25 protein-coding genes are annotated in these 25951 nt (G+C 66.2%); 19 read left to right on the top strand and 6 right to left on the bottom strand.

Annotated features, from left to right (window positions below):
* Positions 1-213: 213 nt before the first annotated feature.
* The 6 genes from rsmD (at position 214) to R1L06_RS11705 (ending at position 5029) form a co-directional block, all read left to right on the top strand.
* On the top strand, positions 214-792 hold the full coding sequence (rsmD, locus tag R1L06_RS11730) for a 16S rRNA (guanine(966)-N(2))-methyltransferase RsmD (protein ID WP_317217785.1): 579 nt from the start codon (positions 214-216) through the stop codon (positions 790-792).
* Positions 793-818: 26 nt separating this feature from the next.
* Positions 819-1328: a pantetheine-phosphate adenylyltransferase gene (gene coaD / locus R1L06_RS11725; protein WP_032130277.1), complete on the top strand. Its 510-nt coding sequence runs from the start codon at positions 819-821 to the stop codon at positions 1326-1328.
* A 60-nt stretch (positions 1329-1388) separates the two neighbouring features.
* Positions 1389-1880 carry a hypothetical protein gene (locus R1L06_RS11720; RefSeq protein WP_004153167.1) on the top strand — a complete coding sequence of 164 codons (492 nt, stop codon included), beginning with the start codon at positions 1389-1391 and terminating at the stop codon, positions 1878-1880.
* Between the two features lie 132 nt (positions 1881-2012).
* Positions 2013-2294, top strand: a complete 282-nt coding sequence (locus tag R1L06_RS11715) for a YfhL family 4Fe-4S dicluster ferredoxin (protein WP_004153175.1) — start codon at positions 2013-2015, stop codon at positions 2292-2294.
* The gene (gene ggt / locus R1L06_RS11710) at positions 2291-4021 is read left to right on the top strand and encodes a gamma-glutamyltransferase (RefSeq protein WP_317217784.1); all 1731 of its coding nucleotides are present in this window, start codon (positions 2291-2293) and stop codon (positions 4019-4021) included. Before R1L06_RS11715 ends, ggt begins: the two co-directional genes overlap by 4 nt.
* Positions 4022-4141: 120 nt before the next feature.
* Complete coding sequence (locus R1L06_RS11705) at positions 4142-5029, top strand: MBL fold metallo-hydrolase (RefSeq protein ID WP_019338337.1); 888 nt, start codon at positions 4142-4144, stop codon at positions 5027-5029.
* Between the two features lie 85 nt (positions 5030-5114).
* Here the strand turns inward: R1L06_RS11705 and R1L06_RS11700 are convergent, their stop codons facing one another.
* Positions 5115-5408, bottom strand: coding sequence for a PsiF family protein (locus R1L06_RS11700; protein ID WP_032130275.1), 294 nt, complete (start codon positions 5406-5408; stop codon positions 5115-5117).
* A gap of 146 nt (positions 5409-5554) precedes the next feature.
* A complete protein-coding gene (gene upp, locus R1L06_RS11695) occupies positions 5555-6187 on the bottom strand; it encodes a uracil phosphoribosyltransferase (RefSeq protein ID WP_005409099.1) in 633 nt (210 codons plus the stop codon).
* Between the two features lie 215 nt (positions 6188-6402).
* Here upp and R1L06_RS11690 point away from each other — a divergent pair, with 215 nt between their 5' ends.
* The 4 genes from R1L06_RS11690 to R1L06_RS11675 are packed head-to-tail and all read left to right on the top strand — an operon-like array spanning position 6403 to position 12020.
* The gene (locus tag R1L06_RS11690; RefSeq protein ID WP_373695423.1) at positions 6403-8916 is read left to right on the top strand and encodes a TonB-dependent receptor; all 2514 of its coding nucleotides are present in this window, start codon (positions 6403-6405) and stop codon (positions 8914-8916) included.
* The gene (locus tag R1L06_RS11685; protein WP_132809827.1) at positions 8916-10031 is read left to right on the top strand and encodes an NHL repeat-containing protein; all 1116 of its coding nucleotides are present in this window, start codon (positions 8916-8918) and stop codon (positions 10029-10031) included. The genes R1L06_RS11690 and R1L06_RS11685 overlap by 1 nt, the downstream gene beginning before the upstream one ends.
* A gap of 14 nt (positions 10032-10045) precedes the next feature.
* Positions 10046-11395 (top strand): purple acid phosphatase family protein, encoded by a 1350-nt coding sequence (locus tag R1L06_RS11680; RefSeq protein WP_317217787.1) that lies wholly within the window; start codon positions 10046-10048, stop codon positions 11393-11395.
* A 10-nt stretch (positions 11396-11405) separates the two neighbouring features.
* Complete coding sequence (locus tag R1L06_RS11675) at positions 11406-12020, top strand: inorganic diphosphatase (protein WP_317217782.1); 615 nt, start codon at positions 11406-11408, stop codon at positions 12018-12020.
* A gap of 19 nt (positions 12021-12039) precedes the next feature.
* Here R1L06_RS11675 and R1L06_RS11670 read toward each other — a convergent pair whose 3' ends face one another.
* Positions 12040-12624 (bottom strand): hypothetical protein, encoded by a 585-nt coding sequence (locus R1L06_RS11670; RefSeq protein WP_317217781.1) that lies wholly within the window; start codon positions 12622-12624, stop codon positions 12040-12042.
* A 109-nt stretch (positions 12625-12733) separates the two neighbouring features.
* Here R1L06_RS11670 and R1L06_RS11665 point away from each other — a divergent pair, with 109 nt between their 5' ends.
* A complete protein-coding gene (locus R1L06_RS11665; RefSeq protein WP_317217786.1) occupies positions 12734-14149 on the top strand; it encodes a cryptochrome/photolyase family protein in 1416 nt (471 codons plus the stop codon).
* Positions 14150-14288: 139 nt separating this feature from the next.
* The gene (locus R1L06_RS11660) at positions 14289-14984 is read left to right on the top strand and encodes a YiaD family glycine zipper/OmpA-like lipoprotein (protein WP_008267948.1); all 696 of its coding nucleotides are present in this window, start codon (positions 14289-14291) and stop codon (positions 14982-14984) included.
* A gap of 209 nt (positions 14985-15193) precedes the next feature.
* On the opposite strand, the gene R1L06_RS11655 is transcribed toward R1L06_RS11660, so the two are convergent.
* Positions 15194-16225, bottom strand: a complete 1032-nt coding sequence (locus tag R1L06_RS11655; RefSeq protein ID WP_317217780.1) for a LysR family transcriptional regulator — start codon at positions 16223-16225, stop codon at positions 15194-15196.
* 147 nt (positions 16226-16372) lie between these two features.
* On the opposite strand from R1L06_RS11655, the gene R1L06_RS11650 reads away from it, so the two are divergent.
* From R1L06_RS11650 to R1L06_RS11625, 6 genes are all read left to right on the top strand, one after another.
* Positions 16373-16600 (top strand): hypothetical protein, encoded by a 228-nt coding sequence (locus R1L06_RS11650; RefSeq protein WP_032128321.1) that lies wholly within the window; start codon positions 16373-16375, stop codon positions 16598-16600.
* The gene (locus tag R1L06_RS11645; RefSeq protein WP_049423570.1) at positions 16597-17367 is read left to right on the top strand and encodes an SDR family NAD(P)-dependent oxidoreductase; all 771 of its coding nucleotides are present in this window, start codon (positions 16597-16599) and stop codon (positions 17365-17367) included. Before R1L06_RS11650 ends, R1L06_RS11645 begins: the two co-directional genes overlap by 4 nt.
* 91 nt (positions 17368-17458) lie before the next feature.
* The gene (locus R1L06_RS11640; RefSeq protein WP_032128263.1) at positions 17459-18685 is read left to right on the top strand and encodes an efflux RND transporter periplasmic adaptor subunit; all 1227 of its coding nucleotides are present in this window, start codon (positions 17459-17461) and stop codon (positions 18683-18685) included.
* 127 nt (positions 18686-18812) lie between these two features.
* A complete protein-coding gene (locus R1L06_RS11635) occupies positions 18813-21983 on the top strand; it encodes an efflux RND transporter permease subunit (protein ID WP_032128264.1) in 3171 nt (1056 codons plus the stop codon).
* A 64-nt stretch (positions 21984-22047) separates the two neighbouring features.
* Positions 22048-22785, top strand: a complete 738-nt coding sequence (locus R1L06_RS11630; protein ID WP_012510730.1) for an SDR family oxidoreductase — start codon at positions 22048-22050, stop codon at positions 22783-22785.
* Complete coding sequence (locus R1L06_RS11625) at positions 22779-24200, top strand: efflux transporter outer membrane subunit (protein WP_071229461.1); 1422 nt, start codon at positions 22779-22781, stop codon at positions 24198-24200. Before R1L06_RS11630 ends, R1L06_RS11625 begins: the two co-directional genes overlap by 7 nt.
* A 41-nt stretch (positions 24201-24241) precedes the next feature.
* On the opposite strand, the gene R1L06_RS11620 is transcribed toward R1L06_RS11625, so the two are convergent.
* On the bottom strand, positions 24242-24619 hold the full coding sequence (locus R1L06_RS11620) for a VOC family protein (RefSeq protein ID WP_317217779.1): 378 nt from the start codon (positions 24617-24619) through the stop codon (positions 24242-24244).
* 140 nt (positions 24620-24759) lie between these two features.
* On the opposite strand from R1L06_RS11620, the gene R1L06_RS11615 reads away from it, so the two are divergent.
* A complete protein-coding gene (locus R1L06_RS11615; protein ID WP_049423576.1) occupies positions 24760-25023 on the top strand; it encodes a hypothetical protein in 264 nt (87 codons plus the stop codon).
* Positions 25024-25042: 19 nt separating this feature from the next.
* Here the strand turns inward: R1L06_RS11615 and R1L06_RS11610 are convergent, their stop codons facing one another.
* Positions 25043-25897, bottom strand: a complete 855-nt coding sequence (locus tag R1L06_RS11610) for an endonuclease/exonuclease/phosphatase family protein (protein WP_317217778.1) — start codon at positions 25895-25897, stop codon at positions 25043-25045.
* Between the last annotated feature and the right edge of the window lie 54 nt (positions 25898-25951).

The following is a 25951-nucleotide window of genomic DNA, read 5'->3' as shown; positions in this document are numbered from 1 at the left end:
GGGGGCGTGAGCGCCATGGATGGCGCGACCGAGCCTCCATGGACGGATTCACGGCTTCCCCCGCAGCCGGACCCACCCCGCCATCCCGCAGGAAACCAGCCTTTGAAGTTGCTTCGGCTGTTGCTTCGGCCTCTGCGGGTGCCGGGCGCCGCCCGGCCGAACTACAATCCCGCTCATGCTGAAATTCTCGAATACCTCCCGCCGGGGGAGCCGATGAGCGGCCGTGGCGGCAATGAAGGCCAGGTCCGCATCATCGGCGGGCGCTGGCGCAATACCCGCCTGCCGGTGCCGATCCTGCCGGGGCTCCGCCCCAGCAGCGACCGCGTGCGCGAAACCCTGTTCAACTGGCTGATGCCCAGGCTCGGTGGGGCCCGCGTGCTGGACCTGTTCGCCGGCAGTGGCGCACTGGGCCTGGAGGCGGTCTCGCGCGGTGCCGCACACGCCACCCTGGTCGAACGCGATGCGCAGCTGGGACGCAATCTGACCGCTGCCGTGGCCAAGCTGCAGGCCTCCGACCAGATCAGCGTCGTGCAGGCTGATGCCCTGCGCTGGCTGCAGGGCGCGCCGGCGCAGCAGGCCGATCTGGTCTTCATCGACCCGCCGTTCGCCGACGGCCTGTGGCAGGACGTGCTGGCCCAGCTGCCGCGGCACTTGGCCGCCGGTGCCTGGCTGTACGTGGAATCGCCGGCGGGCCACGTGCCGGTGCTGCCGCCGGACTGGCTGCTGCACCGCGAGGGTGGCACCCGCGAGGTGCGCTTTGCCCTGTACCGCCGCGCCACTGCTACACTTTGACCTCATCTGAACATCTGCATCCGCCCATGACCGTGGCCAACCGCCGCATTGCCGTCTACCCCGGCACGTTCGATCCGATCACCAACGGTCACATCGACCTGGTGAGCCGTGCCGCGCCGCTGTTCGAAAAGGTCGTGGTCGGCGTGGCGCAGAGCCCGTCCAAGGGCCCGGCGCTGCCGCTGGAGCAGCGCGTGCAGCTGGCGCGTGGCGCGCTGGCCCACCACAGCAACGTCGAGGTCATCGGCTTCGATACCCTGCTGGCGCATTTCGTACGTTCGGTCCAGGGCGGGGTGCTGCTGCGCGGCCTGCGCGCGGTGTCCGACTTCGAGTACGAGTTCCAGATGGCCAGCATGAACCGGCACCTGATCCCCGAGGTCGAGACCCTGTTCCTGACCCCGGCCGAGCAGCACAGCTTCATTTCGTCCTCGCTGGTCCGCGAGATCGCGCGCCTGGGTGGCGACGTGTCCGGCTTCGTGCCGGCCGCGGTGCTCGAAGCCCTGCGCAAGGTCCGCGAAGCGAAGTCGGCACAGTCGTAAGCCCCGCTGTACCCGCACCCCATTACGTACAACACCACGCACCATTCCGGGAGGAAACCCATGAACACCACCATGCGCGCGATGCTGATCGCTTCGTTGGCCCTGGCCTTCACCGCCTGCAAGAAGGAAGAGGCCGCTCCGGTCGACGAGGCCAAGCAGGCCCTGGTCGCTCCGTCCAAGGACGACGATGCAGGCTGGAAGAAGTACCTGCAGGAAGTGGCGATCCAGAACATGGGCAACATCACCAACAGCCCGTTCCTGTACTACCTCTCGCCGGAATCGGACCCGGACTTCCAGGCCAAGTACGAGCGCCAGACCGAGAGCGCGACCCAGGCCGTGGCCCGTGGCGTGCAGCCGGGCAACATGCTGGCCTTCGGTTCGTCGGCCTCGGGCAAGATGGCTGACATGATCCAGGCCGTGTTCAAGGACGTGTCGCCGGATTCGATGAAGGGCGTGCGCGTCGTCTTCATCGGCCAGTCGGCCGACAACGCCCGCGTACAGGCTGCGATCCAGCCGACCGGTGCCGAGTACATTTTCGTCGAAGCCAAGTAATACCGAGCCATGGCGGCCATGCTCCGGCATGGCCCGGGCGGCGTCCTGCAAGGGCGCCGCTGATGACCTGACCGGCCCGCGCGCCCGCGCTGGCCGGTCCTTTGTCCCAGGGCGCGGGCGAGGAGTATCGCCGTGTCGCTGAAAATCAACGAGCTCTGCGTCAACTGCGACGTATGCGAGCCGGCCTGCCCGAACCAGGCCATTGCGATGGGTGAAACCATCTACGTGATCGACCCTGCGCGCTGCACCGAATGCGTGGGTCATTTCGACGAGCCACAGTGCGTGGTCGTCTGCCCGGTCGAGTGCATCGACCCGGACCCGGAGATCGTGGAAACGGAAGACCAGCTGCTGGCCAAGCTGCGCCAGCTGCAGCACGATCACCCCGAACTCTACGCGGAGCCCCCATCCGAATGAAGACGCTGATCGTCCGCCCCCTGTTGCTGCTCGGCCTGCTGCTGAGCCCGATTGCCTGGGCCGACAGCCCGGCCCGTGCCGAGCGCCCCGATGGCGCGGCCATTGCCAGCGGCCATGCGCTGGCCACCCAGGCGGGCATGGACATCCTGGCGCAGGGCGGCAACGCCTTCGATGCCGCGGTGGCGGTATCGTCCACGCTGGCGGTGGTCGAGCCGATCAGTTCCGGCCTGGGCGGCGGTGGCTTCTTCCTGCTGCACGACGCGGCTACCGGCAAGGATGTGATGCTGGATGCGCGCGAGACCGCACCGGCCGCTGCGACCCCGCAGGCCTTCCTCGACAAGCAGGGCAACCTCGACCGTGACCGCTCGGTCAATGGCGCCTGGTCGGCCGGTATCCCGGGCCTGCCTGCGGCGCTGGTCGAGCTGTCGGCCAAGCACGGCAAGCTGCCATTGGCGGCCTCGCTGCAGCCGGCCATCCGCATCGCGCGCGAAGGCTTCCCGGTGTATGACCGCATGGCCAAAGGCTATGCCTCGCGCCGTGAAGTGATGGAGCGCTATCCCGGAACGCGCGAGGTCTACCTGCGCAACGGCAAGCCGATCGCCAGCGGTGACCTGTTCAAGCAGCCGGAGCTGGCACAGACGCTGGAGCGCCTGGCCGCAGGTGGCTTCGATGGCTTCTACAAGGGCCAGACCGGAACGCTGTTGCTGGCCGGCGTGAAGCAGGCCGGCGGCAAGTGGACCGCTGAAGAGCTGGCCGGTTACCGCGTGAAGCAGCGCGAGCCGATCGTGTTCAACTACAACGGCTGGAAGATCACCACCGCGCCGCCGCCGTCGTCCGGTGGCATCGCGCTGGCCAGCATGCTGCAGATCCTGGAAGGCTGGGATATCAAGAAGATGGACCCGGCGCACCGCACCCACCTGGTGGTGGAGTCGATGCGTCGCGCCTACCGTGACCGCACCTTCTTCCTCGGCGATCCGGACTTCGTGCAGATCCCGCAGAAGGTGCTGACCAGCAAGGACTACGCACAGGGCCTGCGGGCGACCATCCATCCGGAGAAGGCCACGCCCAGCGACCTGCTGTCGGGCAACCCGACCCCGCTGGAGGACGACGAGACCACCCATTTCTCGATCATCGACCGCGACGGCAACCGCGTCGGCGCCACCCAGACCGTCAACCTGCTGTACGGCTCGGGGCTGATTCCCAAGGGCACCGGCGTGCTGCTGAACAACGAGATGGACGACTTCGCGCTGAAGCCGGGCACGCCCAATGCGTTCGGCGTGATGGGCTATGAAGCCAATGCGCCGAAGCCGGGCAAGCGCATGCTCAGCTCGATGACGCCGACCTTCATGGAGAACGCCGACAAGGTGGTGGTGCTGGGCACCCCGGGTGGCAGCCGCATCATCACCATGGTGCTGCTGGGCATCCTCGGCTACGACGACGGCCTGGATGCGCAGCAGGTTGCCGCACTGCCGCGCTACCACCACCAGTGGCTGCCGGACCTGATCGAAGCCGAGGACGATGCGTTCGACGCGGCGACGGTGAAGCAGCTGCAGGCGATGGGCCACAAGATCGACCTGCCGGGCAATGTCGCCGCGGGTGGCCGCGGTTCCAGCCACGTGTGGGGCAACCTGCAGACCGTGGAATGGGACCGCAGGGCCAACAAGCTGTTCGGCGGCAGCGACCCGCGCAATCCGGTCGGCAGTGCCCAGGTGGTGCCGGCACACTGATCCGGTGGTGCCGGCTGCGGGCCGGCAATCCGGCTGATTATCGAAACCCCGCCTTTGCCGGCGGGGTTTTCTGTTTCCCTTCTAGCGATTATTTAACGAGCCGGCGCCGATAATCGACACATGAAACTCTGGTCTATTCGTGGAAACTCGCAGCGCCTCGATGGCGGCGCGATGTTCGGCAACGCGCCGCGCGCGTTGTGGGAAAAATGGGCGGCACCGGACGAGCTCAATCGCATCGAGCTGGCCTGCCGTGCGCTGCTTGCCAGCCCGCTGGAAGGCAAGACGGTGCTGTTTGAAACCGGTATCGGGGCGTTCTTCGATCCGCGCATGCGCGAACGCTACGGTGTGCAGGAAAGCCAGCACGTGCTGATCGATTCGCTGCGCGAAGCCGGCTTCGAGCACGAGGATATCGACGTGGTGGTGCTCAGCCACCTGCATTTCGATCATGCCGGTGGCCTGCTGGCGGCATGGAGCGAAGGACGTGAGCCCGAGCTGCTGTTCCCCAACGCAACCTATGTGGTCGGCGCGCAGCATTGGCAGCGCGCCGTGCAGCCACACCCGCGCGATCGCGCCAGCTTCATTCCGGAACTGCCGGGCCTGCTGCAGGCCAGTGGCCGGCTGGAAGTGGTGGACGGGGAGTACTCGAAGGCGCTCGGCCGCAGCGTGCGCTTCAGTTACAGCGACGGGCATACACCGGGGCTGATGCTGGCCGAGATCGTCGGTCACGCGCATGCAGGCGAAAGTGCGCATGGTGGCGTGGTGTTCTGTGCCGACCTGATCCCGGGCCGCTCATGGGTACACGTGCCGATCACCATGGGCTATGACCGCAATGCCGAGCTGCTGATCGACGAGAAGCGGCAGTTCCTGGAAGACAAGCTGGCGCGCAACGTGCGGCTGTTCTTCACCCACGACCCGCAGGTGGCATTGGCGCAGCTTGGCAGGGATGACAAGGGGCGTTTCGTGACCCTGCACGAGCAGGGTGAGCTGAAGGCGCGCGCCCTGGGGTAATGGCATGGCCGGGCAATGCCCGGCCTTTTACTGATGACGGTATATCCACGCCATGCGTGGATGGCGTTTCATCCGGATGCGACCATTACGACGCCTTCAGGCAGCTGCTCATGAAGGTCTTGCGCGCATCACCGGCCAGCTTTTTGGCGCCCGCGTCAGCGTTGCACTTGCGCATGCGTTCCTGCTGCGTATTGACCGGCTTGGCGTCGGCGGCGTGGCCGCTGAGGCAGGAGCTCTGTGCAGTCTTGTAGGCATCGCCCTTCAGCCCCTTGTTCTTGGCCGAACATTCGGCCATGCGCTGCTGCTGCGGAGTGGTGGCATTGGCAGCCAGGGGCAGGCCGACCAGCAGGACGGCGGCCAGCAGGAAAGAGGCTTTCATCGGGAGCTCCAAGGGTGGCGGGTGCGCGGAGCATTCGCTTCCCGGCGCCAAGAGCACGTGAAGAATCGCAACGCGGCCGCGATGGCCTGCGCTGTTGGGGTCAGACCCCTTTCGCGGCGAAAGGGCTCTGACCCCGGTTCTTCGGATCAGCCGACGCGGGTACCGAAGATGCGGTCACCGGCATCGCCCAGGCCCGGCAGGATGTAGCCCTTGTCGTTGAGCTGGGCATCGATGGCCGCGGTGTAGATCTCCACGTCCGGGTGCACGGCCTTGACCGCCTCGATGCCTTCCGGCGCGGCCACCAGGAAGATGCCCTTGATGCGGCGGGCGCCGGCACGCTTGAGCATGTCGATGGTGGCGATCAGGGTACCGCCGGTGGCCAGCATAGGGTCCAGGATCAGCGCGTCGCGCTCTTCCAGGCGCCCGGTCAGGCGCTCGAAGTAGGGCACCGGCTGCAGGGTTTCCTCATCGCGCTGCAGGCCGACCACGCTGACACGGGCCGCCGGGATCAGCGACAGCACGCCGCTGAGCATGCCCAGGCCGGCGCGCAGGATCGGCACCACGGTGATCTTGGCGCCCGCAATGCGCTGCACGGTGACCGGGCCGGCCCAGCCGGGCAGGGTGTGCGGCTCGGTGTCCAGGTCGGCGGTGGCCTCGTAGGCCAGCAGCGTACCCAGCTCGTTGGCCAGTTCGCGGAAATCCTTGGTGCTGAGCGCAGCGTTGCGCATCAGGCCGATCTTGTGCTGCACCAGCGGGTGGCGCACTTCGACGATCTTCATGGTCGGGAAGGGGAAAAGGAGAGAGGGCGCCATTTTGCCGGATCGGCGGGCCGAACCCAAACCTGGCCCGGAGCGGTGTTACTCGAAATGTGCAGGCGCATGTCACGGCCATGCAACCTTGCGGACATACCGTGCAGACCCATTCTTAACAGGAATGGGGATTCCCAGTGCATATCAAGACTCCGTTGGCCGTTGCCATCACGCTGACCCTGGCGATGGGGGCCGCAGCCCCGCTGCAGGCGGCCGGGCAGCAGGCGGTTGCCGCCACCGGCGCCGTGGCCGCTGATGCGGTCGACCTGGACCGCATCGAAGTGCGCGCCCAGCTCGAATCACAGATCCGCGCGGTTGACCTCAAGCGCAGCAGTGATGCGATCGAAGACGCCGTGTCCTCCGATGCACTGGGCCAGTACCCGGACAAGAACGTGGCCGAGTCGCTGCAGCGCCTGCCGGGCATCAGCGTGACCCGCGACCAGGGCGAGGGGCGCTTCGTGGTCATCCGCGGTCTGGACGCCAACCTCAACAGCGTCAGCGTGGATGGCATCGCCATCGGTACGCCGGAGGATTCCAGCCGCGCCGCACCGCTGGACGTGATCCCGTCCGACTCCACCGAGCGCCTGCGCGTGGTCAAGTCGCCGACCCCGGACATGCCCGGTGATGCCATCGGCGGCGCCGTGCTGGTGGAATCGGCCTCGGCCTTCGACCGCGAAGGTCGCAGCCTGCGTGGCAAGATCGAAGGCAGCCACCAGCAGTTGTCCGGCGAGACCAGCCCCAAGGCCGCCTTCAACTACAGCGAAGTGTTCAACGACACCTTCGGTGTGGCGCTGGGCGTGAACTACCAGAAGCGCAGGTTCGAGTCGGACAACACCGAAGTGGAGTATGACGGCGAGGACGATGCCGTCCCCGGCGATGTCACCGCGATCAACCTGCAGCACCGCAAGTACGAGATCGAGCGCAAGCGCATCGGTGCCAACCTCAACCTCGACTGGCGCCCGAATGAATACAGCAAGTACTACCTGCGTACGCTGTACAGCCAGTTCGACGATGCGGAGACCCGCCAGCGCGTGATCTTCAACTTCGACGACGCGAAGATGGTCAAGACCGGCACCGACCAGTATCGGCTGGATGGCATGCCGAAGGATTCCATCGACAAGCGCATGCGCTACCGCACCAAGAAGGAAAACACCTTCGCGGCAAGTCTCGGTGGCGAGAACAAGCTGACCAACGCCGTGGTCGATTACCGGATCGGCTACACCCGCACCGAAGAGCGGGTGAACGACGAGATGGAGGCCCGTTTCAAGCTTGATGGCAAGGCCTTCAATGGCACCCTCGACCAGCGCAGCCGCCTGCCCAGCTACAGCTTCGACAACCCGCAGTGGCTGGACAACGGCAACTACGCGTTCGACCGCTTCGTGCTCTCGCCCAAGCAGGTCAACGACAAGGAACACAGCGCGCAGGTCAACGTACGCTTCGACGGCGACAGCAGCAGCATCAAATTCGGCCTGCTGGGCCGCTGGCGCGACCGCGACGTGAACGTCGACGAACGCGAACTGCGTGTCGGCCCGAAGGTGGCGCTGTCGAGCTGGACAACCTCCTCGCCGGAACACCGCCACGGCAACCTGGGTGACGGCATGGATTCGGCCGCGATGCGTGCCTTCTGGGCGGCCAATGGCGGACAGTACAGCGCTCGTCCGCAGGACGTCGGTGGCAACGCGATGACATCGCTGGAAGAGGACTACGTGGCCAGCGAAGACATCTTCGCCAGCTACGCCATGGGTACCTGGGATGTGGGCGCGCTGCGCATCATCGGCGGTGTGCGCGTGGAAAACACCCAGTTCAAGGCGATCGGCAACCAGGTGGACGTGGCCGCCAACGGGCGCAGCTTCACCGTCACCCCGCGGGTGGCCAACAGCAGCTACACCAACGTGCTGCCGGGCCTGCACCTGCGCTACGACGCGGCCGATGACTGGGTACTGCGCGCCTCGGCCAACAAGACCGTATCGCGTCCTTCCTTCGGCGATGTCTCGCCACGCGTGGGCTACAGCCGCGGCGACGAGGAAGTGCGCCTGGGTAATCCGGAACTGGATCCGTACGAGTCGAAGAACATCGACCTGTCGGTGGAGAAGTACATCGGCAGCACCGGTATCGTTTCACTTGGCCTGTTCCACAAGTCGATCGATGGCTACATCGTGCAAATGGTGCGGACCAATGATCCCGCTTTTGGCGGCTTTGACGTGACCCAGCCGATCAATGGCCGCAAGGCCACCGTGCGCGGTGCGGAATTCAACTGGCAGCAGCAGCTGGCCTTCCTGCCGGACGGCCTGGATGGCCTGCTGGTCGGTGCCAGTGGCACTTGGCTGGATACCAAATTCGATGCCGGCATCAAGGACCGTCCAGGCGAGGACTTCACCCTGCCGCGCGCCTCCAAGCATGTCTACAGCGCACACATCGGCTATGAAAAGTACGGTGTGAGTACACGCCTGGCGGCGGTATACCGCAGCGAGTACCTGGACAGCATCGGCAAGGGCCGGGCGTTCGACATCTACGTTGCACCGAACACCCAGCTCGATTTCTCGCTGGACTACAAGTTCACCCCGCGGGTGAGCATGTATTTCGAAGCACAGAACCTGCTGGACAAGCCGCTTGAGCTGTACCAGGGCACGCGCTCGCGCACCCTGCAGATGGAAGAATACGGTCGTACCTACGCGCTCGGCCTGAAGGTGGCACTGTGATGGGGCGTGGCATCACCGTCCTGGCGGTCGCGCTCGCGGCGACCCTGGCCGCCGGCTGCACGCCGGCGACCGGCAACGATCCGGCCGCGGCCCCTACGGCAGCGAAAGCCGGGGGCGCGCGCACGGTGACCACCATCGCCGAAGCCTTCCTGTCACCGATGACCCCGGCCGACAACATTGACTCGCCGGCGGCCTGGCGCGCGCCGGACGGCGCGCTGTGGCTGATCGCCACCGCCAAGGCCACCGACAAGCTGGTGGTCTACGACGGCAGCACCGGCCAGCACCTGCGTGACGTCGGCAGCAGCGGCTCCGCACCGGGGCAGTTCGACCGCCCAAACGGCATCGCGGTAATCGACGACCTGCTGTGGATCGTGGAGCGCGACAATCACCGCGTGCAGGTGCTGAGCCTGCCGGACTTCGCGCCGCTGGCGACGTTCGCTGCGGACGACCTGCGCAAGCCGTATGGGCTGTGGGTCGACCGCCGTGCCGATGGCTACAGCGTCTACGTCACCGACTCCTGGGACAACGGCGAGGATGCGCAGGGGCGTGACATCCTGCCGCCGCTGGCCGAGCTGGACAAGCGCGTGCGCCAGTACCACGTGACCCGCGACGGTGCGAAGGTCGAGGCGAAGCTGGTGGCCAGCATCGGTGACACCAGCGAAGCCGGTGCGCTGCGCGTGGTCGAGTCGATCTGGGGCGACCCGGAGAATGATCGCCTGCTGATCGCCGAAGAGGATGAAAGCTACGCCAGCGAGTTCAAGGTCTACACCCTTGCCGGACGCTTCACCGGCACCACATTCGGTCGCGACGTGTTCAAGGCGCAGGCCGAAGGTGTGACCCTGCGTACCTGCGGCAAGGACGGCTGGTGGATCACCACCGAACAGGGCAAGCAGCGCAGCGTGTTCCATCTGTTCGACCGGCACACGCTGAAGCCGGTGGGCGCGTTCCAGGGGAATACCGTGGCCAACACCGACGGCATCTGGATGATGCAGCAACCCAGTGCGCGCTTCCCGCACGGCGCACTGTATGCAGTGCATGACGACCAGGGCGTGGTGGCGTTCGACTGGGAGAGCATCGCCAAGCAGTTGGCATTGCCGCTGGAGTGTGGCGCATGAGCCGGCAGTGCGTGATGCGCACGCTGGCGTTGGGCCTGCTGCTGGCACTGCCGTCGCTGTCGTTCGCAGCGGCCGAACCCAACACCCAGGTGCCAGCAGGCAGCCGCCACTACGCAGCGACGCCGGTGCCGGATCGCATCGTCGCCTCGCCGGCGGTCGATCCCAGCCACGGCTTCGCCGTGGCCTGGCGTACTGACGGCAGCGTGCAGGCACCGCTGCTCGAGATCGCTCTCGCCGGGGATTCGCCGGCCATCGAGGGCATCCGCCAGGTGCGCGCAACGACCCGCGCGCTGCAGACCGAGAACGGGCTGTCGCATCATCATCGCGCGGACATCAGCGGCCTGCAGCCGGATACCCAGTACGTCTACCGTGTGCAGGGCAACGGCAGTTGGAGCGCCTGGAACCAGCTGCGCACGCTGGCTGCGGCCGACCAGCCGCTGACCCTGCTGTACTTCGGTGATACCCAGAACAAGAACGTCAGCCATGTCAGCCGTGTAGTGCGCGCCGCGCAGAAGGCCGCACCGCAGGCGCGCATGAGCCTGTTCGCCGGTGACCTGGTCAGCGGCGGCGACAACATGGATGACAGCGAATGGGGCGAGTGGTTTGCTGCCACCGGCTGGCTGGCGCAGGAAACGCTGGTGGCCCCGGCGATCGGCAATCATGAGTATTTCGAGGAATTCGAGGACACCCCGCAGGAGCGGCGCGTGCTGGGCAAGCATTGGCCGGTCACCTTCGCGCTGCCGGGCAACGGCGCCACCGCCGCGCAGCAGACCAGCTACTGGTTCGATGCGCAGGGTGTACGCGTGGCGGTGGTCGATGGCACCTCGGCACTCGACCTGGGTACCGCCAAGGCGGAGGCACAGTGGCTGGACAAGGTTCTGACCGGCAACCCGCAGCCGTGGACCATCGTGCTGCTGCACCAGCCGTTCTACTCACCCCGCGAAGGCCGCGAGAACGCTGCGCTGCGTGACGTGCTGTTGCCGGTGGTACGCCGCCACAGCGTCGATCTGGTGCTGCAGGGCCACGATCACACCTATGGCCGTCGCGGTGAAGGGCAGGCCGCCACGCCGCAGTACGTGGTGACCGTGGCCGGGCCGAAGCAGTACCGCCTTTCCGACGAAGCACGCAGGACGATGGATCCGGTGGCCGAGGATACCCAGTTGTTCCAGGTGTTGAACATTGATCCGCAGCGCCTGCGCTATGAAGCACGCACGGTGACCGGCCGTCTCTACGATGCCTTCGAACTGCGCCGTGATGCCAAGGGTGGCAAGCAGCGCACGGAGCTGACCGAAGGTCGCATCACGCAGCGCGACTGCCCGCGCGCGCAGACCGCCAAGGGTCGTGCCGACCGCTGCTGGGAGTGAGAAGACGCATATGACCACGCCCCGACGCATCCTTCCGCTCGCCGCCATCGGTGCCGCCCTGCTGCTGCTGGCCAGTGCGGTGACCGCTGCCGATACCGTACTGCATCCGTTCCTGGTGGCCCAGCCGAAGCAGGCCCCACAGGAGGTGAATCTGGCGGTGGAGATTCCGGCCGGCAGCTTCACCAAGTACGAGATCAAGGAGGACGGCCTGGTCCATGTGGACCGCTTCCAGTCGATGCCGGTGGCCTATCCGGCCAACTACGGCTCGATGCCGCGCACTCTGGCCGGCGACAACGATCCGCTGGACGCGCTGGTGCTGACCCGTGAACCGCTGCATCCGGGCGTGATCGTGCGCTTCCGGCCGATCGGCTATCTGAAGATGATCGATGGCGGCGAGCACGACGAGAAGATCATCGGCGTGCCCACCGACAAGGTCGACCCGACCTACGCCAGCATCCGCGACCTGAAGGATCTGCCGGAGGTCGAGCGTCAGCGCATCGAGGCGTTCTTCCGGGTTTACAAGGCCCTGCCGGCGGGACGCAACCCGGTGCAGCTCAATGGCTGGGGCAACGCCGCCGAGGCGCGGGTACTGATCAGCGAGGCGATGCAGCGTTTCGAGAAGTAGATCCACGCCATGCGTGGATTCAGTCCAGCAACGTCCCGATGAACGACTCGGCCTGCAGGCGGTCGCCCAGTACCTGGGCCACCGCCTGTACGGCTACCTCCTGGTGTTCAGGACGGATGCCACCATCGTCTTCGTCGTTGTAGAGGTCATCGCCTGCATCGAGGTACACCGTGCCTGCAGCAGCCAGAGCCGCCATCAAGGTCGGCACATCGGTAGTGACCTCGCCGGCATCCAGCAGGCCCGCACCGTGGTGACTGAACAGCACACGGCCGTCATCCAGGTCGAGGATGAACGGATCGGCGCCGCGATCGGCGATCACCAGCCAGTTCGATGGCCAGTTGTCGATCGGCTCGCCGCTGATGCCATGCCAGCGATAACCGGCCTGGTGACTCCACACACGCCGCAGCGGCGGTATCCAGACATCGAGGCCCGGAATGGTGATGCCGGAGTTGCCCACCTTCGCATTGATCTCATGACCCAGCGGTCCCACCTGCGCGTAGAAGCGCGCCAGCAACGGTGGGAGCGGGAACGGTCCCTGCCAGTCACCTTCGTACTGGGCCCGCAGCAGCCCGAAGCGGGCGAATGAGGCGTGCAATTCATCCATGGCGGGGTCCAACGAGGAGCGGCCCAGCAGCCTAGCAGACGGCGTCTGCGTGCAACGCCTTCACCACCGCTGGCTATCATGTCCGCCTTCAACAACGAAGGCGGTGTCTGTGTCGGTAGCGTTGGTATGGTTCCGCCGTGATCTGCGGCTGCAGGACAATCCGGCCCTGCAGGCCGCGCTGGATGCCGGTCACGACGTGGTGCCGATCTACATCCATGCGCCCCACGAAGAGGGCGAGTGGGTGCCGGGTGCCGCCTCCGATGCGTGGCGCCACCGTTCACTGGCCGCGTTGGATGCGGACCTGCTCACGCGGGGTTCCTCGCTGGTGCTGCGCAGCGGTGACAGCCTGTCGGCCCTGCAGTTGCTGATCGAGCAGACCGGCGCCGAGGCGGTGTACTGGAACCGCAAGTACGAACCGGCCACCCAGCCACGCGACGCCACCATCAAGCGCACGCTGCGCGAGCAGGGCATCGACGCACAGAGCTGCAATGGCAGCCTGCTGTTCGAGCCGTGGGACATCGCCACCCAGCAGGGCCAGCCCTACAAGGTATTCACGCCGTACTGGCGCAACGTACTCAGCCACTGGCGCCTGCCCGCACTGCAGGCTGCACCGAAGGCACTGGCGACGCACGCGGTCGACAGCCTGGCATTGGATGATCTCCAGTTGGGACCGACGCTGGACTGGGATACCGGCTTCTGGGAGCACTGGCAGCCGGGTGAAGCCGGTGCGCTGGAAGCGCTGTCCGTGTTCGAGGACGGTGCGCTGCGCGGCTACCGCGAGCAGCGTGACCTGCCAGATCGCGTGGGCACCTCGCGGCTGTCGCCGCACCTGCATTTCGGCGAAATCGCACCCTGGCGGATTGCCCATGCGCTGGAAGGGCTGCGCAGTGCCGGCACCGACGCCGACATCGACGGCTACCTTCGCCAACTGGGCTGGCGTGACTTCGCCTACCACCTGCTGCATCACTTCCCGAAGACGCCGACCGACAACCTCAACCCGCGCTTTGACCGTTTCCCGTGGGCCACACCGAGTGCCGCGCAGCTGCACGACTGGCAGCGCGGCAACACCGGCGTGCCGATCGTCGATGCAGGCCTGCGCGAGCTGTGGCACACCGGTTACATGCACAACCGGGTGCGGATGATCGTGGCCAGCTATCTGTGCAAGCACCTGCGCGCGCACTGGCTGCATGGCGCGCGCTGGTTCTGGGACACCCTGGTCGATGCCGACCTGGCCAACAACACGATGGGCTGGCAGTGGGTGGCCGGGACCGGTGCCGATGCCGCACCTTACTTCCGCGTGTTCAACCCCGTGACCCAGGCCGAGAAGTTCGACCCCCAGGCCCGCTACATCAGCCGCTGGGTGCCCGAACTGGGGGCGCTGCCGGTGAAAGCGCGCTTCGCGCCGTGGCAGCATCCGTTGCTGCTGGCGGCACATGCCCCGGGCTATCCGCGCACGCCGCTGGTGGATCTGGCGGTTGGCCGCGATGCCGCGCTGGCTGCCTACCGGCAGTCGGGAGCGGGGTAAAGTGCGGGCTGAGCGATCCGGTCAGTTAGCTGAACGCGGCCCTGTCGACGTGCCCGATCATCATTCCGGCATCGCATCGGGCTGTTTATTCTCTTTGCGCCCGCAGGCCGCCGGCCGACCGGAAACCAAGGAGAACCTCATGATCCGCAATACCACCCGCAACGTCGCACTGGCCCTGATGAGTGCGGCCGTCCTGTCGGCCTGCGCCACCGGCGGCTCCTACGTACAGAGTGACCAGTACGGCAACCCGACCGAGCAGCAGAACCGCACCGGCCGCAACGCGCTGATCGGCACCGCCATCGGCGTAGCCGCCGGCCTGCTGACCGGTGACAGCGCCACGGAGCGCCGCCAGCATGCGCTGATCGGCGCCGGTATCGGCGCGCTCAGCGGCGCCGCGGTAGGCCAGTACCAGGATCGCCAGGAACGCGCACTGCGCGAGCGCACTGCCAACACCGGCATCGATGTGCAGCGCCAGGGCGACAACATCATGCTGAACCTGCCGGACGGCATCACCTTCGACTTCGGCAAGGCGACCCTGAAGCCGCAGTTCTACGGTTCGCTCAACGGCGTGGCAGGCACCCTGCGTGATTACAACCAGACCATGATCGAAGTGGTCGGCCATACCGACAGCATCGGCAGTGACGCGGTCAACAACCGCCTTTCGAAGGAACGTGCCGACTCGGTCGCGCAGTACCTGATCGGCCAGGGCGTGCAGAGCGTGCGCATCGAAACCCTGGGCGCCGGCAAGTCGTACCCGATTGCCGACAACAGCACCGATGCCGGCCGCGCCAAGAACCGCCGCGTCGAAATCCGCGTGATTCCGCTCAAGCAATAACGCTACGCGTTATTGCTTGAGCCGGTCCGGCTATCGGCCGGAACGAAAATGCCGCCCTTGCAGGCGGCATTTTTGTGGGTGCCGAGCGTTGCTCGGCACACCGATAGCACCCGTAGAGTCGAGCTTGCTCGACTGAAGCGCAAGAGCAGTCGAGCAAGCTCGACTCTACGGAATGCCGGTAGATCCACGCCATGCGTGGATGCTTCCGGTCATGCGGCCGAAGCGGCCACCTTCTCCAGGATCTGCTTGCCGCTGCTTTCCAGCGCCGCGTCTTCCTTTTCCTTCTGCTGCTGCGCCAGCTTCGCGCCCGGGCACTGCGCCAGCATGTAATTGGCGTCGAAGTTGAGCTTCTCGACCAGGAAGTCGACGAATGCACGCACCTTCGGCGAGACCAGGCGGCCACCGGCGAACACGGCGTTGAAGTCCACTTCCGGGCCAGTCCAGCCGGCCAGCACGCGCCGTACCATGCCCGACTCGACGAACGGCTTGGCCATCACGTCGCCGGTCAGCAGCAGGCCTTCGCCGCACACCAATGCACCATTCAACGCAGACATGTCGTTGGCGGTCATCAGCGGGGTAACAGGGAAGTCGCGCAGCTCGCCGCCGTTCTCGCCCAGCTGCCAGGTGAAGCGCGGCGAGTTGCCGGTGTGGTACGGCTTGCGCATCGCCAGGATGCGATGGAACTGCAGCTCTTCCGGGTGCAGCGGCTCACCATAGCGTTCGATGTAGGCCGGGCTGGCGAACACCTGCGTGCGCAGGCTGCCCAGCTTGCGTGCCACCAGGTTGGAATCGGGCAGGGCACCCACGCGCAGGGCCAGGTCCGCCTCACCTGCAATCAGGTCCAGCTTCTCGTTGCCCATATGCATGTCCAGACGGATCTCTGGATACTGCGCATGGAACTGGCCCAGCAGCGGCGCAATCCAGGTGATGCCGATCGAGTAAGGCACGGTGAAGCGCAGCCAGCCGCGCGGACCGGACTGCAGCTGGCTCACCGCGCTCTCGGCTTCTTCCAGCTCGCGCGCGATGCGCTGGCAATGTTCGTGGTAGATCGAACCCGCTTCGGTCAGGCCGAGGCGGCGGGTGGTCCGGTGCAGCAGGCGCGCACCGAGGCGCGTTTCCAGCTCCTGCACTTTGCGGCTGACCGTGGTCTTGGGCAGGCCGAGCGATTTGGCAGCGGCAATGAAACTGCCTTGCTCGACCACTTTGACGAAGATCAGCGTCTCGTTGAGATCGTGGGACATGGTCTGGGATCCTGGACGTCGGGGATGGGACAATCGTGACAGAACGATTGGACCGGGAGCGGGATGATTATTCCCCTTAATCAGGACTAATCAAGTAAAGGTTTGAGGTCTATCGTGGCGCCATTCGTTATTTGGAGCCCGTCCGCCATGAGCCTGCGCAACATTCTTGCCCGTCTCCGGAACGCCGGCCAGAGCACCCTGGACCTGGCAATGACCGTTGAAGTCCGCCCGAGTTCCTTGGTACACAAGGACTTCCGTGAGTTTACCGCGCCGATGCGTCAGCAGCGTGGCGGTGCCATCCGCCTGGCCCCGCACAAGGGCGACCGGCTGCGTCGAATCGGGACTATCCCGGATTTGGGAGGAAATGTCCCGTGAATGGGATGCTGACGCCCGAAGTCCTGGTCCTCGGCGGCACCGGTGCCGTCGGCCAGGGCGTGGTTGGCGCACTGCTGGAAGCCGGCAGCCCGGTGCTGGTGGTCGGTCGCGACCCGGGCCGGCTGGCGGCGCTGCATGAGCAGTTCGCCGATGAGCCGGGCCTGGAGACGCTGCTGGGTTCGCTCAGCGATGACGGCTCGGCGCGCGTACTGGCCGAACGCATCGCGCATCGCCCGCGTCCGCTGGCGGCAGTGATCGCCGCAATGGGCGGCCCTTACCGTCGCGGCCGGGTGACTGACCGCAACGGCGATGAACTGCTGGGCGCGATGCAGGCCGATCTGATGCCGCACGTGCACGCAGTGCGTCATCTGCTGCCGCTGCTGCAGGACAACGTGCATGCGCGCCGCTACGTGATGATCGGCAGCCCGGCCAATGCCAAGCCATGGGCGGGCTACGGCGAAACCTCGATCACCACTGCGGCGCTGCGTATGTACGCGCAGGTGGTGCACCAGGAAGCCCAGGCATTGGGCGTGCGCGCGCAGATGCTGGAAGTCTGCAGCCCGGTGTGTACGCCGGCCAACGCGGCCAATGCCTGCATCGAGTGGCCCAGCTCACTGCTGGTCGGCCGTCGCGTGGTCTCCCTGCTCGACGGCTGCCGCGACAACCGCGCCATCGTCCGCTGCGACAGCAGTGATGCCGAACTGCCGCGCGGCCTGCTGCACCTGGACGTTCCTCCCCTGTGGCGCGATACCGCAGGCGTCGCTTGACCTCGACCATGGTTGAGGTCGCAGGATACGCCGCCTGTTTTTGCAACACGTTCTCATCTAGCTGTACCACCCCTCCGTACGGATGCATGCCATGACTTCCCCCAATTCCACCCCACATCGTTTCGGCCATCGCATCGCGATGGTCGGCGTGTCGATCCTCGCCGCAGCCGTGCTGGCGGCCTGCAGCGGCGGCCACGCCGAAGAAGCCGGTGCTCCGCCGCCGCCGCAGGTCAGTGCTGCACCGGTGCTGGTCAAGCAGGTCAGCCAGTGGGACGAGTTCAGCGGCCGCGTCGAAGCGGTACAGAGCGTTGAACTGCGCCCGCGCGTGTCCGGCTACATCGACAAGGTCAACTACGTCGAAGGCCAGGAAGTGAAGAAGGGCGAAGTGCTCTTCACCATCGACGCGCGCAGCTACCAGGCCGAGTACGATCGCGCCGCTGCCGAACTGGCCCGCGCCCGCACCCAGGCCACGCTGGCCCGCAGTGAATCCGAGCGCGCCAAGCGCTTGTCGGAGCAGCAGGCCATTTCCACCGAGACGGCCGAACAGCGTCGCGCTGCGGCTGACCAGTCCGGTGCCGCCGTACAGGCGGCCCAGGCTGCGCTGGATGCGGCCCGCCTCAACCTGGAGTTCACCAAGGTGCGTGCGCCGATCGACGGCCGTGCCGGCCGCGCGATGGTCACCGCCGGCAACCTGGTCACCGCCGGCGACAGCGCCAGCGTGCTGACCACGCTGGTCTCGCTGGACACCGTGTTCGTCTATTTCGATGCCGATGAAAGCACTTTCCTTCGCTATGCACAGATGGCACGCAAGGGTGAGCGCCCGAGCGAACGTGACAGCGATCTGCCGGTGAAGGTCGGCCTGTCCGGCGAAGAGGGCTACCCGCATTCGGGCAAGGTCGACTTCCTCGACAACCAGGTGGCCCGCAGCACCGGCACCATCCGCGTCCGCGCGCTGCTGGACAACGCCGATCGCCAGTTCACGCCGGGCCTGTTCGCCCGCGTGCAGCTGCTCGGCAGCGGCCAGTTCCAGGCCCTGCTGATCGACGAAAAGGCTGTACTGACCGACCAGGATCGCAAGTACGTGTACGTGGTCGACAAGGATGGCAAGGCCCAGCGCCGTGACATCCAGCTCGGCCGCACCGCCGACGGCCTGCGTATTGTCGAGCATGGCCTGGCGGCCGGCGACAAGGTGATCATCGACGGCGTGCAGAAGGTCTTCATGCCGGGCATGCCCGTGCAGGCCAAGGCCGTGGCGATGCAGCCGCAGGCTGCGCCGCCGGCACCGGGCCGCGATGCCACCGCCGCGCTGAACCACTGATCCGCCGTCTCCTGATCCGCGTCCCCGCTTAGCTGCCGGCGCTAGCAGCAGCCTTCCCTGCCTTCGTCACCTCGGCGAGGGGCGGGGAGGCTGTTGCCCGCCGAACGCCTTTCCCAGGAATTCCTCCATGGACTTTTCCCGTTTCTTCATCGACAGGCCGATCTTCGCGGCGGTGCTGTCGATCGTGATCTTCGCCGCAGGCCTGATCACGATTCCGATCCTGCCGATCAGCGAGTACCCCGAAGTGGTGCCGCCGTCGGTGGTCGTGCGCACGGTGTATCCGGGCGCCAACCCCAAGGTCATCGCCGAGACCGTCGCCACCCCGCTTGAAGAGGCCATCAACGGCGTCGAAGGCATGATGTACCTGAAGTCGGTGGCCGGCTCGGACGGTGTGCTGCAGATGACCGTCACCTTCCGCCCGGGCACCGACCCGGACGCGGCGGCAGTGAAGGTGCAGAACCGCGTGGCGCAGGCGCAGGCGCGCCTGCCCGAGGACGTGCGCCGGCAGGGCGTGACCACGCAGAAGCAGTCGCCGACCTTCCTGATGGTGGTGCACCTGACCTCGCCGAACGGCAAGTACGACACCCTGTACCTGCGCAACTATGCCCGTCTGCACGTCAAGGATGCGCTGGCGCGTATTCCGGGCGTGGGTGACGCGCAGATCTTCGGTGGTGGTGACTACGCCATGCGCGCCTGGCTGGACCCGGACAAGGTCGCCTCGCGCGGCCTGACCGCCAGTGACGTAGTGCGCGCCATGCGTGAGCAGAACGTGCAGGTCTCGGCCGGCCAGCTCGGCGCCGAACCGCTGCCGAACAGCCAGTTCCTGACCCTGATCAATGCCCAGGGCCGCTTGAAGACTGAAAAGGAATTCGGCGACATCGTGCTCAAGAGCGGTGTTGATGGCGAGATCGTGCGCCTGGCCGATGTGGCCCGCCTGGAACTGGGTGCCGGTGACTACACCCTGCGTTCGCAGCTGGACGGCAAGAACGCGGTGGGTATCGGTATCTTCCAGTCGCCGGGTGCCAATGCACTGGAGATCCGTGACCAGGTCATCTCGACGATGGACGAGATGCAGAAGACCATGCCGGCCGACGTGAAGTACGAAGCCGTGTATGACACCACCATCTTCGTGCGCGACTCGATCAAGGCCGTGGTCTCCACGCTTCTGGAAGCCATCGCGCTGGTGGTGCTGGTGGTGATCCTGTTCCTGCAGACCTGGCGTGCGTCGATCATTCCGCTGATCGCGGTGCCGGTGTCGGTGGTCGGTACTTTCGCCGCGCTGTACCTGCTGGGCTTCTCGATCAACACGCTGAGCCTGTTCGGCCTGGTGCTGGCGATCGGCATCGTGGTCGATGACGCGATCGTGGTGGTGGAGAACGTCGAGCGCAACATCGAAGAAGGCCTGTCGCCCACCGCCGCGGCCCACCAGGCCATGCGTGAGGTGTCCGGCCCGATCATCGCGATCGCGCTGGTGCTGTGTGCCGTGTTCGTGCCGATGGCCTTCCTGTCGGGTGTCACTGGCCAGTTCTACAAGCAGTTCGCGGTCACCATCGCCATCTCCACGGTGATCTCGGCAATCAACTCGCTGACCCTGTCGCCGGCCCTGGCCGCGCGCCTGCTGAAGGCCCATGGTGCGCCGAAGGACGGCCCGAGCCGCTTGATCGACCGCCTGTTCGGCTGGGTGTTCCGTCCGTTCAACCGCTTCTTCAAGTCCAGTTCGGAGAAGTACGAGCGTGGCGTGGCCCGCATCCTCGGCCGTCGTGGTGCGGTGTTCGTGGTCTACGCGATCCTGCTGGTCGGTACCGGTGTGATCTTCAAGCTGGTGCCGCCGGGCTTCATCCCGACCCAGGACAAGCTGTACCTGATTGCCGGTGTGAAGCTGCCGGAAGGTTCGTCGATCGCGCGTACCGATGAAATGCTGCGCAAGGTCGCCAAGATCGCCCAGGAAACCGATGGCGTGGCCCACACCATCTCGTTCCCGGGTTTGAACGCGCTGCAGTTCACCAACACGCCGAACACCGGTGTGGCGTTCATTCCGCTCAAGCCGTTCGCCGAGCGTCATGGCCGTACCGCCGCGCAGATCAACGCCGAGATCAACCAGAAGATCGCCGGCCTGCAGGAAGGCTTCGCCTTCTCGATGATGCCGCCGCCGATCCTCGGCCTGGGCAACGGCAACGGCTACCAGATGTTCATCGAGGACCGTGGCAACCTGGGTTACGGCGCGCTGCAGAATGCTGTACAGGCAATGCAGGGCACCGTTGCGCAGACGCCGGGCATGGCCTTCCCGATTTCCAGCTACCAGGCCAATGTGCCGCAGCTGGATGCCGAGGTCGACCGCGTCAAGGCCAAGGCACAGGGCGTGCAGCTCACCGAACTGTTCGACACGCTGCAGACCTACCTCGGCTCGGCCTACGTCAACGACTTCAACCAGTTCGGCCGTACCTGGCAGGTCATCGCGCAGGCGGACGGTCCGTACCGCGAAACGGTCGAGGACATCGGCAAGCTGCGTACCCGCAATGACCGCGGCGAGATGGTGCCGATCGGTTCGATGGTCACCATCAAGCAGACCTTCGGCCCGGACCCGGTGCTGCGCTTCAATGGCTATCCGGCGGCGGATCTGGCCGGTGAAGCTGACCCGCGCCTGCTGTCTTCGGCCGAGGCGATGAACAAGCTGACCGAGATCGCCGGCAAGGTGCTGCCGGTGGGCATGACCACCGAATGGACCGACCTGAGCTACCAGCAGGCAACCCAGGGCAAGGCCGCCTTCATCGTGTTCCCGGTGGCGATCATGCTGGCCTTCCTGGTGCTGGCCGCGCTGTACGAGAGCTGGTCGCTGCCGCTGGCGGTGATCCTGATCGTGCCGATGACCCTGCTGTCCGCGCTGTTCGGCGTGTGGCTGACCGGTGGTGACAACAACGTGTTCGTGCAGGTCGGCTTGGTGGTGCTGATGGGCCTGGCGTGCAAGAACGCGATCCTGATCGTCGAATTTGCCAGAGAGCTGGAGATGGGCGGCAAGGGTATCGTTGAAGCTGCGCTGGAAGCCTGCCGCCTGCGCCTGCGCCCGATCGTGATGACCTCCATCGCGTTCATCGCCGGCACCGTACCGCTGGTGCTGTCGCACGGTGCAGGTGCCGAGGTGCGCTCGGTGACCGGTATCACCGTGTTCGCCGGCATGCTGGGCGTGACCCTGTTCGGCCTGTTCCTCACCCCGGTGTTCTACGTGGCCCTGCGCAAGTTCGTCACCCGCAACGGTGGTGGCCAGCTGGTGCAGCACGGCGAGCCGACCATCCACCACTGACATGGAACCCCGTCGCCGCCGGTCGCTGGCGGGGGGCGGCTTCCCCCTCACGAGGCAAGAATCCATGAACTCTCATCAGAACAAGATCGCGCTGGTCACCGGCGCCACCCGCGGCATCGGCGCCGAGACCGTGCGCCAGCTGGCCCAGGCCGGCGTGCATACGCTGCTGGCCGGCCGCAAGCGCGAGACCGCCGTAGAGCAGGCGCTGAAGCTGCAGGCCGAGGGCCTGCCGGTGGAAGCCATCCAGCTGGACGTGACCGATGCCGCCAGCATCGCCGAAGCGGTCGAGCAGGTACGCCAGCGCCATGGGCGCCTGGACATCCTGGTCAACAACGCCGGCATCATGATCGAGAACCCGGCGCAGGCGCCGTCCGAACAGTCGCTGGATACCTGGAAGCGCACTTTCGACACCAACGTGTACGCACTGGTTGCGGTGACCCAGGCCTTCCTGCCACTGGTCAGGCAGGCCAAGTCCGGGCGGATCGTCAACGTTTCGAGCATGCTCGGCTCGCAGACCCTGCATGCTGATCCGACCTCGGGCATCTACGATTTCAAGATTCCCGCGTACAACGCCTCCAAGGCAGCGGTGAACAGCTGGACGCTGGCGCTGGCGCATGAACTGCGCAGCACCCAGATCAAGGTCAATACCGTGCATCCGGGTTACGTGAAAACCGATATGAACGGCGGCCACGGCGAGATTGAGATCAGCGAAGGCGCGCGCTCCAGCGTGCAGATGGCACTGATCGGCCATGAAGGTCCGAACGGCAGCTTCACCTACCTGGGCGAGGTGCTGCCATGGTGATCCGCACGTTGGCGATGGCCGTCTCCAGCCTGGTGCTGGCAGGTTGTGTCAGCGTCGGCCCGAACTACAAGGCGCCGGTGCAGGATCCGGTGGTGCTGCAGGGTGCGCAGCAGCCGGTGTTCAGCACCACCTCGCCGGTGGCCAGCTGGTGGGCGCAGTTCGATGATCCGGTGCTGGAAGAGCTGGTGCACGGCGCACTGTCGGACAACCTGGACCTGCGCGTGGCCGTGGCCCGCGTCAGCCAGGCCCGTGCGGTGTTCGTCGAGAGCCGCTTCGACCAGGCGCCGCATGTCACCGCAGGCGGCAGCTACGATCGCCGCAAGCAACCCGATCCGCAGCTGGGTGGGCAGCGGGTGTTCAGTGAAAGCTACCAGCTCGGCTTCGATGCGGGCTGGGAGCTGGATCTGTTCGGCCGCAAGCGCCGTGCTGCAGAAGCCGCACGCGCCGACCTCGACGCCGAGCAGGCCAACCTGGCCGACGCACAGGTACTGGTCGCCGCCGAAGTGGCACGCAACTACTTCGAGCTGCGCGGCACGCAGAAGCGCATCGCCGTGGCCCAGCACACCCTGGTCAATCTGCGCGAGACGCAGAAGCTGACCGAGGCACGCTGGGAGCTGGGCGCCGGCAGCGAGCTGGACGTGCAGAGCAGTCGTGCGCGGCTGAAGGCGATCGAGGCCGACATTCCGCTGCTGGAAGTGGCCGAAACGCAGTCGCGCAACCGCCTGGCGGTTCTGCTGGGCCAGCGTCCGGAAACGCTGACCGCCATGCTTGCGCCGCACGAAGTGCCGGCATTCGCCAAGGCGCTGCCGCTGGGCGATACCCGCGAGCTGCTGCGCCAACGCGCCGACGTGCGCGTGGCCGAGCGTCGTCTTGCCGCCGCTACCGCGCGGGTGGGCGTGGCCACGGCGGATCTGTTCCCGCGGCTGTCGCTGTCCGGATTCGTCGGCTTCCTCGGTGGCGATGCCAGTGGCCTGGTCAATGGCAACAACAAGGCCTGGTCGCTGACGCCGTCGCTGAGCTGGGCGGCCTTCGATTTCGGCACCGTACGTGCACGCCTGCGTGCCAGCAAGGCCGAGGCCGAAGGCGTGGCAGCACAGTATGAGCAGACGGTGCTGCTGGCACTGGAAGACACCGAGAACGCGCTGACCCGCTATTCCAAGCAGCAGGCGCGGCTGGCGATCGTGGTCGAGCAGGCGCAGGCGGCACGCCGTGCCGAGTCGCTGGCGCAGATCCGCTATCGCGAGGGCTCGGAGGACTTCCTGACCCTGCTGGATGCGCAGCGTACGCAGCTGGCAGCCGATGATGCGTTGGCCGCGGCCGAGTCCGAGGTCAACGTCAGCGTGGTGGGGGTGTACAAGGCGCTGGGTGGTTGGGGTCAATCACCGCAGCCGGCGAGTGTGGCGCAGGTGCAGTAACCGCAGGGGACGGAAGCAGTGGCTTCCGTCCCTTTCTTCTTTCAGGGCCAGCGATTGGCCGGTACCTCGCGCTCGCGCATGCGCACGATGCAGAAGCGATGGCCGGTCGGTGCTTCCATCACCCACCAGCGTTTGACGAAGCCTATCCGCCGCGCGCCGAGCTTCTCCAGGCGGTCGGCCTCGGCGTCGATGTCGTCGCTCTCGATGTCCAGGTGCACCCGTGAAGGATGATTGACGCGTTGCACCTCCACGTTCAGGCCTGCGGGCGCGCCCTGCAGGTCGGCGTACTCGGCGCCGTCTTCGGCATAGGCGGGCTGCGCCTGCAGGCCGAGCGCGGCGGACCAGAAGCTGGCGCCTTCGTCGGCGGGAATGCCCTCGCAATCGATGATGAAACCGGCCAGGCGACTCTGGTGTGCCATGCCTTTCTCCACAGTTCGGGAACGGGGGCAGGGTAGCGCGGTGTGTGCTGTGGACGTTGTCACAGTCGTGACGTTTCTGACTCTGCCGGAAGCCGTGTCCGCCGTGTAACTAGTGGGGCAGATTCCAGGGAGTACAGACGATGAGTGATGACAGGCGGGATACCCAGCGCATGCTGTTTGGCGACCCGGGGCCACCCGGCGCGGGCCTTTCGGTGGCGGTCGTTGTGCTGCTGGTGCTGGCGACGATGGCCGCTGCGATCGGTTTCCTGCGACTGCCTGATCCGATGCTGGGGCTGGGCCTGATCGGCGTTGCCGTGTTCCTTGCTGTCGGCGCCCGCATCTGCCAGGCGCGCAACCAGCACCTGGCATTGTACCGGCTGTTGTCGCGGCAGCCGCCGCGGTAGCCACGGCTGCCGCAGAGATTCAGTGCGTCGGCCAGTCCAGCTCGACCACCAGCGGGAAGTGATCCGACGGCAGCACGCCGTCGATGCGGCGGTCATCGGTGAGGAAACTGTGGGCATGGAAGCCGCGCACCAGCACCCAGTCCAGCTGCACGGTGGCCTTGCCGGTGAAGTCGTGGAAGGTCAGGCGTGGTCCCTGCGGTGCCTTCACCTGCGTGCGTGTGTCCTGCAGCAGGCGGGTGAACGCCTTGTAGGTGTCACCGCCGGGCTCGCTGTTGAAGTCACCGGTCAGGACCACCGGCAGGTCGGCAGGCAGGGCTTGCAGGCGCTTGCCGATCAGCTCGGCACCCTTCACCCGGCGCGGTTCGTCCTCGTCGCGATAGGGCAGGTGGGTATTCATGAAGTAGAAACGGCGGCCATCGTCCAGGCGCCGGAACAGGGCCCAGGTGACCATGCGCGGGTACAGGTTGCCCCAGCTGATGCTGCCGGGTACTTCGGGCGTATCGGATAACCAGAAGTTGCCGGATTCCTCGATGGCCAGCACCTTGCTGTCGTAGAACACGCCCATGTGTTCATCGCCGCTGCCACCGCGGCGGCCTTCACCGAACCAGCGGTAGCCGGGCAGATGCCCGGACAGGAAGTCGGCCTGTTCCTTCACCAGCTCCTGCGTGCCAATCACGGCCGGGTGTGCATCGAGGATGACCTTGACCATGGCATCGCGACGGTCCGGCCAGCGCTTGCCCGGTTCGGTATCGGCCGGGGTACGGACATTGAACGACATCACTTTCAGTGGCACCGGCGCAGCAGCCCAGGAGACGGCAGGCAGAGCAAGCGCCAGCAGCGCACACAGCGCAGGGCGACGGAAACGCGACAACATCGTGGAATCCCTCCATTCCATGAAAACGGTTTCATGAAGCATGCCATGGACGGT

The sequence above is a fragment of the Stenotrophomonas mexicanensis genome, assembly GCF_032911605.1.
In the GTDB taxonomy this organism is placed as follows: domain Bacteria; phylum Pseudomonadota; class Gammaproteobacteria; order Xanthomonadales; family Xanthomonadaceae; genus Stenotrophomonas; species Stenotrophomonas maltophilia_A.
The sequence above is the reverse complement of the archived record's forward strand: the minus strand, read 5'-3'. Positions and strand labels throughout refer to the sequence as shown.